The organism is Clostridioides sp. ES-S-0054-01, assembly GCA_021561035.1.
Taxonomy (GTDB): Bacteria; Bacillota; Clostridia; order Peptostreptococcales; family Peptostreptococcaceae; genus Clostridioides.
The window spans coordinates 2,527,265-2,542,165 of sequence record CP067346.1; the positions used below are offsets into that span (position 1 = coordinate 2,527,265).

Here is a 14,901-nt window from a genome sequence, read left to right on the forward strand (position 1 = left end):
TTCTTTTTTAATATATTCTTACTTATATTTTCTATGAGTTTACTTAAAATATACTACAAAAAAGCTAGATTAATTTAGAAATAAATCTAAAATCACTCTAGCTTTTAAATATCTTTATCTAAATTTATTCATCCAATTTAAGTACAGACATAAATGCTTTTTGAGGAACTTCAACAGAACCAATTTGTCTCATACGTTTCTTACCTTCTTTTTGCTTTTCAAGAAGTTTCTTCTTACGAGATATATCTCCACCATAACATTTAGCAAGGACATCTTTTCTTAGAGCACTTATTGTTTCCCTTGCAATAACCTTATTACCAACAGCAGCTTGTATAGGTATAGCAAACTGATGTCTTGGAATCTCTCCTTTTAATTTCTCACACATTGCCTTTCCTCTAGGAAAAGCACGAGTTTCGTGAACAATAAAACTAAGTGCATCAACTTGCTCTTTATTAATTAATATATCAAGTTTTACAAGTGTAGATGCTACATAACCTTTAACCTCATAATCAAGAGAACCATAACCTCTAGTTCTTGATTTCAAGGCATCAAAGAAATCGTAAACAACTTCATTGAGAGGAAGGTCATAGTGAAGCATTACTCTTCTCTCATCTATATATTCCATATTTAACATGTTTCCACGTCTTTCCTGACAAAGTTCCATAACAACACCTACATAGTCTTTAGGAACTATTATATCTCCTTTTACTATCGGCTCTTCTATCATCTTTATCTCAGATGGTTCTGGTAAGTTTGCAGGATTTTGTATCATTACAACCTCTCCATCCATTTTTGTAACTCTATATATAACAGATGGCGCTGTAGTAATTATATCAAGATTAAATTCTCTCTCAAGTCTTTCTTGCATTATCTCCATATGTAAAAGACCTAAGAAACCACATCTAAAACCAAATCCTAATGCTGCTGAAGTCTCAGCTTCATATTCAAGTGCAGCATCGTTTACTTGAAGCTTTTCAAGAGCATCTCTAACATTTTCATACTTTTCTCCTTCTCCTGGATATATACCACAATATACCATTGGAGTAGCTTTTTTGTACCCTGGTAAAGGTTCTTCTGTAGGATTATTTGAGTCTGTTATCGTATCACCAACACGACAACTTCTTATATCTTTTATGCTAGCCGCAATATAACCAACATCACCTGCTGATAATTCACTAAGTTCAGTTTGACCTGGAGCCATGACACCAACTTCAGTTACTTCAAACTTTTTATTGGTATTCATCATTTTTATTGTCATACCCTTTTTAACAGTTCCTTCAAATACTCTAACATAAGCTACAACACCTTTATAAGCATCATAGTAAGAATCGAATATTAATGCCTTTAATGGAGCTTCATTATCTCCTTTAGGTGGAGGAACATTTTTTACAATGTCTTCTAAGACATCTTCTATATTTAAACCAGTCTTAGCAGAAATAAGAGGTGCTTCACTTGAGTCAAGCCCTATTAAATCTTCTATTTCATTTTTTACTTCTTCTGGTCTTGCACTTGGTAAATCTATTTTATTTATTATTGGTAATATTTCTAAATCTTGGTCTATAGCAAGATAAACATTAGCTAAAGTTTGTGCCTCAACACCTTGAGCTGCATCAACTACCAATAATGCTCCCTCACATGCAGCTAAACTTCTTGATACCTCATAGTTAAAGTCTACATGTCCAGGTGTGTCTATGAGATTTAAGTAATATTCATTTCCATCCTTCGCTTTATACATTAATCTTATGTTTTGAAGCTTTATAGTGATTCCTCTTTCCCTTTCAAGGTCCATATTGTCAAGTAATTGACTTTTCATGTCTCTTTCACTAACAAGCCCAGTTTGTTGTATTAATCTATCAGCTAAGGTAGACTTTCCATGGTCTATGTGTGCAATTATACTAAAATTTCTAGTTCTACTTTGTTTATTGTCCACCTTAAAATTCCCTCCTCTTGATTATTCTTATAGTTATTATTTTACATTATATAAAAACTCTTTATATACCAAATTTAAAATTTTTGAATATAAACTAATTGGCACTAAACAAAATTATCCACATTATATGTGGATTATCAAGTCTAACACTAAATATTATATAATATCGTAAACTTAAAGTAAATCCTATAAAATACAGTTAATGAATTTTTATTTTATACATCAAAAATACATAACTAAAATAAGGCTTATTTTAATCAATAAACCTTATTCACTTATTATTACTTATTAAATTTTCTGATGATTTCATGTATATCAAAGTTCGATATATCAAAATCAAATTTTGTTATATCAAATTTAATACTTGGAAAATCATATTGTTTCATTCCTAACATACTTTTTGCATTACTGTCTACTATAAATACACAAACTGATGTACCTATAATCATAGTAATTAAAAACATAATTTTCATAATATACTTGTATTTTCTTAGCTTACTTTTACTTTCTATATTTTTTTCTAATCGGCTCATTTAACATGCTCCTAATTATACCTTAAAGCTCTAATTTTTTTGTTTAAAATATTCATCTAAAATCTCAGCTAGATACTTTGTAGTAGCTTTAGACTCTTCTACACTTGTTGCGTTATTTCCTATTTCTATCAACATATGATTCTTAACTGCAAATTGATTGAATCTAGCATAGTCTTTTTCTACTATTGGAGATACCAAGCCAGGATATTTCTTCTCAGCAAAAGCAGTTATATCTTCTGCTAAAGCTCTAAGTTGTGCTCTATTTGTGTTTTTGCCTCCTACAACAAAGAAGAACTTTGATACTCTCTCTCCATTTATCATAGTTGTATATTTTAAATGGTCTTTTTCCTTAGTGGCTGGATTAGTTAAATCCCTAGCATCTCTATGTAAATCTATTGCTATGTCCACTGAATTATATTTAGGTAATATACTTTGTATTGTTTTTAAGCTACTTGCATAAGAGTTATTATAAGATGGATAGTCGTGGTACTTAGTTGTATGAACTACACCCCATCCCTTGCTATCTAAAGCACTAGTTAATGCACTTCCTACTTCCATTACTGAATTTTTCTTATCTCTTGAATGGTAGTTTCCAGCAGGTGAATTTGAATAAGTTTCACATCCATGAGTATGATATATCAAGATTCTTGGATTTTCTTTAGTTACCCTTAAATCATCCTTATAATCTGAACTAGATGTCGTGCTAGTTTCAGTTGTATCTGAATTTTTTGACTCAATATCTGGAACATTTTCTTTACCAACATAAAGTTTTATATATTCTTTTTCACTCTCTTTTTTATTATCAACTTTACTTGCATCTTTAGATTTATTATTTTCTTCTTTACTTTCTTCCTTATTTTCTTTGCTTGTTTCTTTATTTTTATTATTCTTTTTATCTTTTGTATCATTTCCTTCGACTTTAGCTTCTGGATAAGATGAATTTACTAAAAACTTTAAAAAATCATCCTGATTCAAAGCCAATGATTTTCCTGGTAAAATGCATGCTAATATAAAAGTCAAGGTTACTACTTTAATGCATTTTTTAAACATAATTGTTCCTCCTTATTTTATACCAATCTACCTGGATGTAAAGACCTATTTAGACCTTCGCTTATTATTATAGATAGATTTTCGATTGTATCATCTATATCCTTTGGTGTTACTATTAAATTCTTGTCATATGGGTCTAGTGAATCCTTTATTAGATGATATTTTTCTTCTTCTTTAAGTTTTTTCAACATTTCATAAAAACTTTCTGTTTCTTCTGATTGAGCTATTAAATTGTCTATTGCCATATCTAAAACATCTATTGTAAGAGTTGCTGCATCAACCACTGTTGGTACTCCTATTCCAATAACATCTACTCCTAAAGTTTCTTTAGTTAGAGATTTTCTTGTATTGCCAACACCTCCACCAGGTGATATTCCTGCTGTTGATATTTGTATAGTAGAGTTTACTCTTTCCATTTTTCTTGAAGCCAATGCGTCTATTGCTACTACTCTATCTGGTTTTACTTTTTCAACTAATGACTTTACTATTTCACTAGTCTCTATTCCAGTAACTCCCATAACTCCTGGGCTTAAAGCTGACACCTCAGAAAAATCATCATCATAATCTTTATTATAATTTTTAAAAATATGTCTAGTTACAAGTGTTTTTGATACACTTTTTGGTCCTAATGCATCAGAAGTAATATTTCTATTTCCAAGACCAATTACCAATGTTTTTTTGTTTTTGTCTTGTCCAAATATATCTACTAATTCATCTTTCAAATAACTTATCATTTCTTCTCTTGATTCATCATCATCAAACTTCATAAGATTACTTTCCAGAGTTATATACTTTCCTATATCCTTGTTCATTATCTCTGCGCCTTGTCTATCTATTACTTCAACTTTTGTTACAATACAGTTTTCTAATTCTTTAGTTTCTATTTTTACGCCAGGAATACTACTTCCTTCTTGAGACTTTTCACACATTTCACTAGCTTCTAAAGCTAAATCTGTTCTTACATTAATCATATAAACCTCCAGTATAAATTAAATGCTAATTATAATTGTTAACAAAATTTAGTATTTTATAACAAAAAACTATAAATTTATTTAAAACAAGTAAAATTAAGGCTTTCAATGTAAGAAAATTGAGTTTGGTCAGTAATTTGTCAGTAAACTTTCATATCTATCATTTATTTACAAACATAAAAAAATAGCAACTATTTACATAGGCGCTACCTTTAATCCATTTATCATTTTTCTATTAAGTTTTCACTCATTAATATACTATCTTTAAAATAATTCTTTTCCTATCATATCTCATTCATTTACTACATTTTAAAAAATAGGTAGTAATTATCTTATAATCACCTCACTTCTTTATTCCTGTTGAAAAAATGGTTCAGCAATTTCCAACCATTCATTTGGAAGATAAAGTGATAAATATCCATGATTGTATCCCTTAGCCTCATAAATCTCACAAGAAGATACATAAGACTTAAACATTTTTGCAGATCTTTTAACACATTTCATTTCTTTTTCTCCATACCAATACATTACTTGTGCTGTGGTTTTTTTAACATTCGCTTTAAGTGTATAGTTCATCATGTAAGTGCGATACATATTATAGAATGTTTCTTTTCTCACATTTGGCATATCCTTCATATAGTATGCTTTTATTTCATCTGGGTACTGCATATTTTCAGGTAATAATTTTGGCATCATAGCAATTTGAAAGCGACAAGCCTTCTCACTAAATAGAAGCCCTCCAAAAAATCGGATACCAGCAATACAAAACCTTGCCATAGTAGGTCTTGGGTAGCAGATACTACCATCTATAATTGCTTTTTTAGCAATATCATGCTTCCGAGATAAAAGTTCCATGACAATTTGACCACCAAGCGATACTCCACACAAAGCAAAAAGACGCCCACTGCAATTTTCATCTATATATGATATCAACTTATCTGCTGTATCCTCTGTAGAAATGTAAGTTGTTTCATATTCTTCTCCATGACCATCCAATGTAGGAAGTATCACATGATAGTTGTTAGACAAAACTTCTGCTTGTCGCAAATAGTTCCACCACGCATTCCCTCCTCCATGAATCAACATAATATGTGGTCTGTTTTTATTTCCAAACTCATGAAATTTCATATGTAACCTCCTTTTATAAAAATGGGATTCATGTTATTTTGTTTTATCATTATCAATTGTAGGTGGAGAAGATATAATTGAAAGTTTTCTAAGTTTTAGATTTGATTTAGGCTTTTGTTCTATATATGGCTTCAATAAATCAGCTATATTTTTAAGAAGACTTTTATATTCACTGTCACTCATATATAGCAATGCTGAAGAGAAAAATACATTGTCTTTTTTATGGTCTTGCTCTTTTCTACTAAAATATTCATTCATTTCCTGCATCAGACCTACATAAAATGCTGTAGAAAGTGCAACGAAGGTCTCTCCTTCCATAGATGTTGTATATTCCTTTAGTGCATAAACCTTTTCAATAGTACCACGCACACGATTTTCTTCAATTACTTCAATCATATTGTTCTCTTCTAAAATTTTTACATGGTGATAAACTGTTGCACGAGGAATATCATTTAAATACTTTACAATATCAGATGTGCGAACACTGCCATGAAGTCGAATATACTGTAAAATACGAAGCCTTGCAGGATTTAAAATTAGTTTTGCTATGTCCATCTTATCAGCCCTTTCTTTGGTCTATAAAAATATTATAGTCTATTTTTTTAGACTAATCAAGTTTATGATATAAATACCTCTAGATATTATAGTTCTACTTAAATGATATACTATAAAATAAAAAAATCATCTTAATTATTGGAAAAATTATCTTAATTAAGCATATAAATTTATATTTTTCTAAATTTTTTTATTAAATTTAGAAAAATAAGTAATTTCTTGTATTATCTTATAATTATTGGAAATACTATCAAAATGTATGTTAATAATTTGTATTATTTCAAAATATTTGTTGTAAAAATAAAGTATTAATTTATATGAGTTAAAATATTTAAAAAATAAAATACGTTAACATAAAAACAAGATATTGCAAATTATTTATACACAATCTATAGTCTAAAAAATCAAAATTAAAAACATTATTAAAATATATAAATAATAATCCTTGATTTTTAGATTTATTTCTGTTAAAATCTAATATGTTGACGATGAATATGATAAAAAAATACAGGGAGGTGAACACGGTGGCAAATATAAAATCAGCTAAGAAAAGAATAAGTGTTATCGAAAAGAAAACTGCTTTAAATAGAGTTAGAAAATCTCAAATAAAAACTGCAATAAGAAGATTCGAAGATGCTGTTGCAGCTGGAAACAGAGAGGATGCTGTTGCTAAGTTCCAATATGCTCAAAAAAGAATATACCAAGTAGCTTCTAAAGGAACTATACATAAGAATGCTGCAGCTAGAAAAGTAGCTAAATTAGCTCAAAAACTAAACGGTATGAACGCTTAATTACCAGTTTATATTTCTTATATATAATGACCCCTATGTAGGGGTTTTTTATTTTGAAAATTTATACAATAAAAAATAAATAGTTAGATATATTATAGTGTATTATATACTTAAACTCAATTTAGTCTATTTTATTTTAAACTACAATAATCCTACTATTTATTTTTTATATACTGTTAATTTATATAACTCTTCTTTTACAATACTTACTAACCAACATTTCTACCGCTAAAGTATCCCTTATAAGACCTGTCTTTATTTTATAATCACTTTCTAATATATAATTTAATATTTCTACAATTATATCATCAGAAAAATTTTTAGTTTGCTTTAATGCTTTTCCTACAACAAATTGATGCATTTTTAATTTATCAGCTATAAGTTTTGTTGAATATCCATCAAGTTGTAACTGTCTTACTTGCATAATTATTTTAAATTGTCTTGCTATCATAGAAAATATACCTAAAACAGACTCACCTTCCTGTATCATATCGTTTAATATTTTCATTGCATTAGAAGCATCTTGTTCTCCAATATAATCGATTAATTTGAATATATCGTTCTCAACTTTTTTTTGAGATAATTTATCAATTACATCATTGGTTACGTTATTTCCTTTACCAACAAATGAACTTATTTTATTTATTTCGTTTTCTAAATCAGATAAAGTCTTTTCACTACTCTTATCTCTATATCCTTCTTGTTCAATAAAATACATTATTTGAGAATTTTCTATTATAACGTCATTTAAAGCAAAAGATTTTTTTATCCATTTAAATAAATCCATATCAGAAAGTTTGTCACAATCAAAAACGATTCCATTATTCCCTATTTTCTTAACTAGAGATTTTCTTTTGTCAACATCCCCATATACAACAAAAACTATAGTGGTAGTGTCTGGAGTATTGTCTAAATGCTCTATTAAGTATTTCTCATCACTATCTGTAAAATTCTTTTTCTTTCCCCTTAATAGTTCAAAGTCTTTTATTATTACTATTTTTCTATCATCCATAAATGGAAGTGTTTCTATAGAGCTTATAAGCTGATTTAAGACTATTTCCTTTCCATCTATTATATCTAAATTAAAATCAAGCATTCCCTCGTTTAGACTATCTTTAAATGCTTTTATTGCATTCTCGATTAAATAATACTCTCTTCCATAAAAAAGATACATTTTTTCAAAATTTTTCTCTTTTACATTCCTTATAATATCCTTGTAATTCATTTTCTTGCTCCTTTATCTCTTTTCCTTCTATGTAAAATATGTAAAAAAACACTCCTATGTAATAAATCACTACAATATAAAATTTAGGATTTTCTATATTAATGTATGCAAAGCTTAAATTACTGAGTTTCTCTAGTAAAAAAAATATGCTTTCTATCAGTGTACTATTAAAAAGGGATATAATTTTAGCTATTACTACACTTATTTTAAATACTATTAAACTTGCAATACTTAAATACATCATTACTCCTACAAATGGTACTATAATTAAATTTCCTATAATTGAAAGCAGTGGTATACCTTTAAATGTATAATAAATTATAGGCAAAGTTAATATATTTGATGATATTGTCAATGATACCATACTTAATTTTATAATACTATTTATTTTATTATAGAATATTAATATAGAAAATGTAGCTAAAAAAGATAATTGAAAACTTACATTATATATAACATAGGGGTTATTCATAATTAAAACTATCCCTATTAGAGACAATGCCGATATTCCATCTTTTTTTCTATCAATGAATATTGATAAATAAAAAACCATAACAAATGTTATAGACCTAACTATGGATGGAGACGCACCTACCATTATACAATATAAAGTTGTAAAAATCGACAGTATTAATAATTTATACAATTTATTTATACCTCTTAATAGAAAGGATATAATTACACATAGTATACCTGTATGAAGACCTGATATAGATATTACATGGCTAGTTCCCGTTCTAGTAAAAATTTCTTTTTGTTCGTCAGTCAAATTTTCAACTTCTGCTAATAATATAGAATTTATAAAGTCTGAGTTTTTCTTATATAAATACCTATAAGTCTTACTAATATAAGACTTTATTTTTCCTATTAAAGAATAAATTTTATTTTTACCAATAATTTTATAGTTATTTATATATATTATACCTTTATAGCCAGTGCTTTTTATATATCTTCCATAATCAAAATCATCATACTTCATTTTGTCTAAGCTTTTAAATTTGCCTGTAATGCTAACTTCTTGACCAATTTTCAAATTTTTATTTCTCGTATAATCATTTATCAGAAAAACTCCTACCTTATATTGATTGTATTTTTTCTTTTTAACTTGCCCTTTAACTATTCCCTGTATAGTTATTATCTTATCATTAAGCTCTGCATCACTTTTCACATTATTCGTTATGATAAATGATATAACTATCACAAATATTAATATAATTAATAAAGGTCTTCTTATTTGAATTATAATCACTCCTATATAAAACATATTATTTAGATTATTTTCAAATAGTAAATTTTTAAACAAGATAAATTATTATATAAACAAAAAAATACGTCAAAAAGTTATAAAAATCTTTTGACGTATTCTACTTATATATATTCATTTATATAATTATTTTTTTTAAAGAAAATACAATTAAGTATTTCTATCGTTTCTTCTGAAACATCTTTTATATCGTTTAAGAAAAGAGCTTCTTTTACATCTATATAGGAAAATGCTAACTGTGTTAAGGTATTTATATCTAATTTAATATCAAAACCTTCTTGAACCTTTTCTGTATCTTTTTTATATAATTTCTGTACAGATACCTTCTTATTCTGTACAGAAATTTTAAATAGACCATTATTTTCATCTATAAACTTGTCTTCTACTAATAAATTAACTGAACCATTAATATCCTTATCAATATCTATATCTTCAATAAATTTCTTTACATTTATAACTCTTCCCATCATAAAAGGTTTTATTTTTATCTCACTATCCTTAGGGTTGTCTAATATAAATCTTATCTTATCTATTATAGGAGTAGATATAGTAGCTATCTTACATTGAGTATTATGATTATATATAAATTTGAGCATTGATTTAAGAGCATCTATATTTTTATAAAATAACTCTCTAACAAATATTTTATCTCCATGAAGAAAATAAACTATATATCCATCCTTCTCATTTCCTTCATGAATGTATAAAAATCCATCTTCACTTTGAATCTCTTTAAATAAGTTTTCATAATAATGTTCATCTTTTAACACATTACCATTAACCTCATTTAAAAAAGTTCTATCTATTCGTATCAAATCATCAATTTGTGATAAATCAGACTTTATCATTCTTCCACTTGACTTAAAATTTTTTAAGTCATCTGTATTAATAGTATATTCAATCTGGTCATAACAATGCTCATATCCAAATCTTCTATAAAGTCTATAGTCAATAGGCATCAATATAGACACTAATTGCCCTCTTTTATACAATTCGTTTAAAGTAAATTTAATTACTTTACTCATATACCCAGTTCCTCTTCCTTCTGGAAGTGTAGAAACTCCCACGACATAAGATGTATTATATACCTTATTATTTAGTAATAACTTATACTGATTTAGCTGAAGAGAGGAAATAATTTTTCCTTCATCTAAAGCCACTACAGTATTTTCAGATTTATATTTATCACTAAAATAGTACTTCATAAAACTCTCGCTGTCGTTAAAACAATAGCTCCAAATCTCTTTTATACTTTCTATTTCTTCTTCTTTAGCATATCTAATCTCCATATAGTCTACTAAGCCTCCCTAACACTGTACTTTTCAACAAATCTACAAGGATGATAAGAAAGTTTAGCTTTTCTCAATCCTTCAATACCTAAATCTTCTTCTCTATTCACAAATTCAACATCCTTAAATTCACTTACTAAAAATTGCTGATTTATAAATGGGTACAGACCTCTTATATCAGTATTAGCTTTTTCTATATGAATCAATGCCATATTTTTATTTAAAAGTTCTCCTATACTAAAAGCTTCTAATTTTCCATCTACATAGACACCAAACACTTTTACCTTGTCTTTTAATACATCATAATGGTTAAATATCTTTTTGATACCTATTAATTCATCATCCATACTTTCATCAAATTCATTATTTTCTTCTTTATTACTTTCCCATTCTTTCATTAATACTAAACACTCATCAAAGTTTTCTTTATCTAATAACTTGGCTTCATATCTACCTGCATACTCTTTTAAGAAATAATTTATATGATTTCTTTTCTTTTGATTCTTCTTGCCAGCTAGAGTTCTTAAACTTTCTGCATCATAGATATAGTCAAATAAATCTCTTTCTTCTATATACTCAAATCTATCTGGATATTTTTCTTTTAAAAATTCTATTACTTCAGTAGTAATACCTCTTAGGTATATTTTTTTATTATTTTTAGAAAAATATTCAAGTACAAAATCTACTACTTCTGGAAGTTTGTCTTTTTTAGCAAGTGGTAATATTGAGAAACTATCTCCTTCATACTCACCAACTAAAACAGCAAAATCTTCACCTATATAATATCCCGTCTTATAAACATGTTGCCACATATATAAAGTACTAAAACAGTACTCACAAGCTTCATAATCTACTAAATCAAAATATGGGTCTAACTCTTTTTTTGAATTTAGTTCAATATCTTTGAAAAACATAAAATCCTCCTACCTTTTTTATTGCTTAATTTTTAAAAAATTTTATTTTGTATCTATAAAAACTCCAATTTTGTTATGGTATTAATTTCATTTATATTGTTTAAAATATAAAATATAATAAGTCATATATATCTTATATTACCCATCATAAATTTATATAAACATGTAATGAATGGAGTGATTTTTTATTGAGAAATAAAATTTTTTTATCAATACTTATTATAATATCACTTTTAAGCGGTTGTGACAAAAAATCTCTACTATCTGTACATATGATTGATGTAGGTCAAGGTGATAGTATTTTAGTACAAACACCCACAAACAAGAATATATTAATTGATGGAGGTGATGAAGATAGTGAAAACATAATTATTAGTTATCTTAGACAAAAAAGAATAAAGACTATTGACATTATAATAGCTACACATCCAGATTCAGACCATATAGGAAGCCTTGACAATGTTATAAAAAAGTTTAATGTAAATTCCGTGTATATGCCCGAACAATCAACAGATAGTGAATCTTATCAAAACCTAATAAATTCTTGTACTGATAAAGACCTATCTATTCAGTATCTCTACAAAGATGATGTTTTAAACATAGATAGCAATATAAATATATATGTATTAAGTCCATCATATATACAAGAAGAATCTAATTTAAATTCTATAGTTTTCAAATTAACTTTTAATGATAACTCTTTTTTATTTATGGGCGATGCTGAAGAACAGAATGAAAAAGAAATCTTACGCTCTTTTGAATTAAACAATATTAATTTTATAAAAATAGGTCATCATGGAAGTAATTCTTCATCATCTTTAGAATTTATAAAAAAAATTAGTCCAGATATAGCTGCAATATCATGTGGATATAAAAATCAATATGGTCATCCACACAGAGAAGTTATTAATAATCTAAAACAAAACCATGTATCAATTTATAGAACAGACAAAATAGGAGATATTGTTTTTTATAGTGATGGAGAAATTATATTCACAAAACATAAATATGAGATAGATACATAATATAAAAAACAAAACTACAACTACATAAAATAAGGTAATGTAAAATAATTAGGCTAAAAGTATGAATATAAAATTGTTTTATATTAATGCTTCTAGCCTTCAAGTTGGTATATAAAATTTATAAATTAAAATATTTAAAACTTATTGTCCTAATAGTTCATTAACTATTACAGATGCGATTACTAGCCCTCCTACAGAGGGAACAAATGATACACTACCAGGCGTTACTTTTCTGCCATTCATTACTTTCTTTTTAAGTTCTATTGGTTGTTCAGTAGAATATACTACTTTTAATTTTTTAATACCTCTATCTCTAAGTTCTTTCCTCATAACTTTAGCTAAAGGACAAGTGCTTGTTTTGTGTATATCCGTAACAACTATTTTAGTTGGGTCTAACTTATTTCCCATACCCATAGAACTTATTACTTTTAATCCTTTTTTTTCACAAGTTTCAATTAGATGTATTTTAGAACTTACCATGTCTATTGCATCCACAACATAATCATATCTTTCAGTAAGTATTTCATCACTAGTGTCTTTATTATAAAGACTTCTTATTTTTTTTATATTGATATTAGGATTTATATCTAATATTCTTTCTTCCATAACATCAACTTTATACCTTCCTACAGTTGAATGTAAGGCTGGTATTTGTCTATTTATATTGGTTATATCTACATCATCAAAATCTACAATAGTAATATTACCTACTCCAGCTCTTGCTAAAGCTTCAACAGTAAAACTACCAACTCCTCCAACTCCAAATACTATTATATTTGAATTATTAAGTTTTTCTATCCCATCATCTCCAACTAAAAAACTAGTTCTTGTTGTAAAGTTATTTTCCATCTTTCCACTCTCCTAGACTTTTATCTAAATATATAATAGTATTAGAAAATTTACATTATATAATACAAAAATATCATATATTATTAAAAGTAAATTATCTTAAAATAAATTTAAAAAGGTATCTTTTAATATTAAAAGATACCCTTTACATACTGGCGGGAATGCGTGGGAATCGAACCCACCTAAGAGGCTCTTAACCCCTCATACTAGTTTTGAAGACTAGAGGGCACACCGGCACCCATCCACTCCCATAATGAAATCCTTCTCAACGAAATCTATAATATCATATATTTTGACTCTTTGCAACAATTTTTATAGATTCATCTGATAGTAAATTATAATTTAAATAGCTTTTATCTATACATGGTTAAAATTTACATCTTTTATTGTATATCTAAACTAAAAAACTGGAAATTATATTTTAAGAATCTATAAAGAGTTTCTTCTCTATATAATTAAAATATAATTTCCAGTGTAAATATAAATTATTTAACTATTTTAATATACGTATATCTATAGTTTTTCTTCCCCAGTTATAAACTGTTTTTGAATCATTCATATATATATCAATTTTATTTCCTTTTATTGCTCCACCACAGTCTTCTGCAGTAAACACCATATCAAATTGAGGTATATAAACTTTAGTTCCATATGGTATAACCTTAGGGTCTACAGCTATTGTTCCCCACTTAGGTTTTGTTCCTGTTGCAGTTATACTATGACCAGTATATGCAGTTGCTACCACTCTCATATTTTTACCATTGTTGCTACTACTGCTACTAGATGATGATGAAGCCATTCTTCTTGAGCTTTCTCCCCTTGATGAGGCTACTTGCATTTCTACCTTTGTCCCTTTGCTTACAACCTTATTTACTGGCTCAGCTTTAACAACCTTTTTCACAAAGTCCTTTTCTACTTTCTTTCCATTGTGATAAGTTTCTTTATATATTAATTCACTTTTACCAGACTTTCCTTCTTCTTTAACTTTAGAATCTCCCTTTAATAAAGAATCATCTTCAACAACTGTAACTTCAAATGGAATGTCTTTAGTTTCTACAACTGTTTTTTCCTTTACATCAATTACTTCTATTTTATCTCCATTAGATAACTTTGAATTTTCATCTAAAGTAACTATATCATTTGCATCATAGCTAATGTTTTGAGATTCTAAAAGGTCTCCTACATTAGAACTGAACGTTGATATAGTTCTTTCTTCTCCCCTTACTACTAATGTTACTTGTTTATTAAGTGCAGAGTATCCCGATAATATTCCAACTGATAAAACAACCGCCATTACCGAGACTTTAGCATTACTCAATTTTTTAAAATTCATATAAAATTTCCTCCCTAAGATTTTTTACACTATATATTTTGCTT

The 14,901-nt window shown here is 27.4% G+C and carries 14 protein-coding genes and 1 tRNA gene; 2 read left to right on the plus strand and 13 right to left on the minus strand.

What is annotated here, in order from left to right; translation table 11 throughout:
* Nucleotides 1–124: 124 nt before the first annotated feature.
* The 6 genes from lepA to JJC02_11970 all read right to left on the minus strand — a co-directional run bounded on the left by lepA (nt 125) and on the right by JJC02_11970 (nt 6,167).
* Nucleotides 125–1,930: an elongation factor 4 gene (gene lepA / locus JJC02_11945; protein UDN53616.1), complete on the minus strand. Its 1,806-nt coding sequence runs from the start codon at nt 1,928–1,930 to the stop codon at nt 125–127.
* 281 nt (nt 1,931–2,211) lie between these two features.
* Nucleotides 2,212–2,463 (minus strand): hypothetical protein, encoded by a 252-nt coding sequence (locus JJC02_11950; protein UDN53617.1) that lies wholly within the window; start codon nt 2,461–2,463, stop codon nt 2,212–2,214.
* Nucleotides 2,464–2,493: 30 nt separating this feature from the next.
* Nucleotides 2,494–3,513 carry a stage II sporulation protein P gene (locus JJC02_11955; GenBank protein UDN53618.1) on the minus strand — a complete coding sequence of 340 codons (1,020 nt, stop codon included), beginning with the start codon at nt 3,511–3,513 and terminating at the stop codon, nt 2,494–2,496.
* Between the two features lie 17 nt (nt 3,514–3,530).
* Nucleotides 3,531–4,484 (minus strand): GPR endopeptidase, encoded by a 954-nt coding sequence (locus tag JJC02_11960; protein UDN53619.1) that lies wholly within the window; start codon nt 4,482–4,484, stop codon nt 3,531–3,533.
* Nucleotides 4,485–4,835: 351 nt separating this feature from the next.
* Nucleotides 4,836–5,612: an alpha/beta hydrolase gene (locus JJC02_11965; GenBank protein UDN53620.1), complete on the minus strand. Its 777-nt coding sequence runs from the start codon at nt 5,610–5,612 to the stop codon at nt 4,836–4,838.
* A 33-nt stretch (nt 5,613–5,645) separates the two neighbouring features.
* A complete protein-coding gene (locus JJC02_11970) occupies nt 5,646–6,167 on the minus strand; it encodes a helix-turn-helix domain-containing protein (GenBank protein UDN53621.1) in 522 nt (173 codons plus the stop codon).
* 524 nt (nt 6,168–6,691) lie between these two features.
* Here JJC02_11970 and rpsT point away from each other — a divergent pair.
* On the plus strand, nt 6,692–6,958 hold the full coding sequence (gene rpsT, locus JJC02_11975) for a 30S ribosomal protein S20 (protein ID UDN53622.1): 267 nt from the start codon (nt 6,692–6,694) through the stop codon (nt 6,956–6,958).
* Between the two features lie 181 nt (nt 6,959–7,139).
* On the opposite strand, the gene holA is transcribed toward rpsT, so the two are convergent.
* The 4 genes from holA to JJC02_11995 all read right to left on the minus strand — a co-directional run bounded on the left by holA (nt 7,140) and on the right by JJC02_11995 (nt 11,650).
* Nucleotides 7,140–8,183 (minus strand): DNA polymerase III subunit delta, encoded by a 1,044-nt coding sequence (gene holA, locus JJC02_11980; protein UDN53623.1) that lies wholly within the window; start codon nt 8,181–8,183, stop codon nt 7,140–7,142.
* A complete protein-coding gene (locus JJC02_11985; protein UDN56421.1) occupies nt 8,137–9,438 on the minus strand; it encodes a ComEC/Rec2 family competence protein in 1,302 nt (433 codons plus the stop codon). The genes holA and JJC02_11985 overlap by 47 nt, the downstream gene beginning before the upstream one ends.
* Nucleotides 9,439–9,551: 113 nt before the next feature.
* Complete coding sequence (locus JJC02_11990) at nt 9,552–10,736, minus strand: GNAT family N-acetyltransferase (GenBank protein ID UDN53624.1); 1,185 nt, start codon at nt 10,734–10,736, stop codon at nt 9,552–9,554.
* A gap of 8 nt (nt 10,737–10,744) precedes the next feature.
* Nucleotides 10,745–11,650, minus strand: a complete 906-nt coding sequence (locus JJC02_11995; protein UDN53625.1) for a DUF2156 domain-containing protein — start codon at nt 11,648–11,650, stop codon at nt 10,745–10,747.
* 188 nt (nt 11,651–11,838) lie between these two features.
* On the opposite strand from JJC02_11995, the gene JJC02_12000 reads away from it, so the two are divergent.
* Nucleotides 11,839–12,675 (plus strand): MBL fold metallo-hydrolase, encoded by an 837-nt coding sequence (locus JJC02_12000; protein ID UDN53626.1) that lies wholly within the window; start codon nt 11,839–11,841, stop codon nt 12,673–12,675.
* A 141-nt stretch (nt 12,676–12,816) separates the two neighbouring features.
* Here JJC02_12000 and JJC02_12005 read toward each other — a convergent pair whose 3' ends face one another.
* The 3 genes from JJC02_12005 to JJC02_12015 all read right to left on the minus strand — a co-directional run bounded on the left by JJC02_12005 (nt 12,817) and on the right by JJC02_12015 (nt 14,857).
* Nucleotides 12,817–13,524, minus strand: a complete 708-nt coding sequence (locus tag JJC02_12005) for a tRNA threonylcarbamoyladenosine dehydratase (protein ID UDN53627.1) — start codon at nt 13,522–13,524, stop codon at nt 12,817–12,819.
* 153 nt (nt 13,525–13,677) lie between these two features.
* A tRNA-Sec gene (locus JJC02_12010) sits at nt 13,678–13,774 on the minus strand.
* Nucleotides 13,775–14,017: 243 nt separating this feature from the next.
* Complete coding sequence (locus tag JJC02_12015) at nt 14,018–14,857, minus strand: G5 domain-containing protein (protein ID UDN53628.1); 840 nt, start codon at nt 14,855–14,857, stop codon at nt 14,018–14,020.
* Between the last annotated feature and the right edge of the window lie 44 nt (nt 14,858–14,901).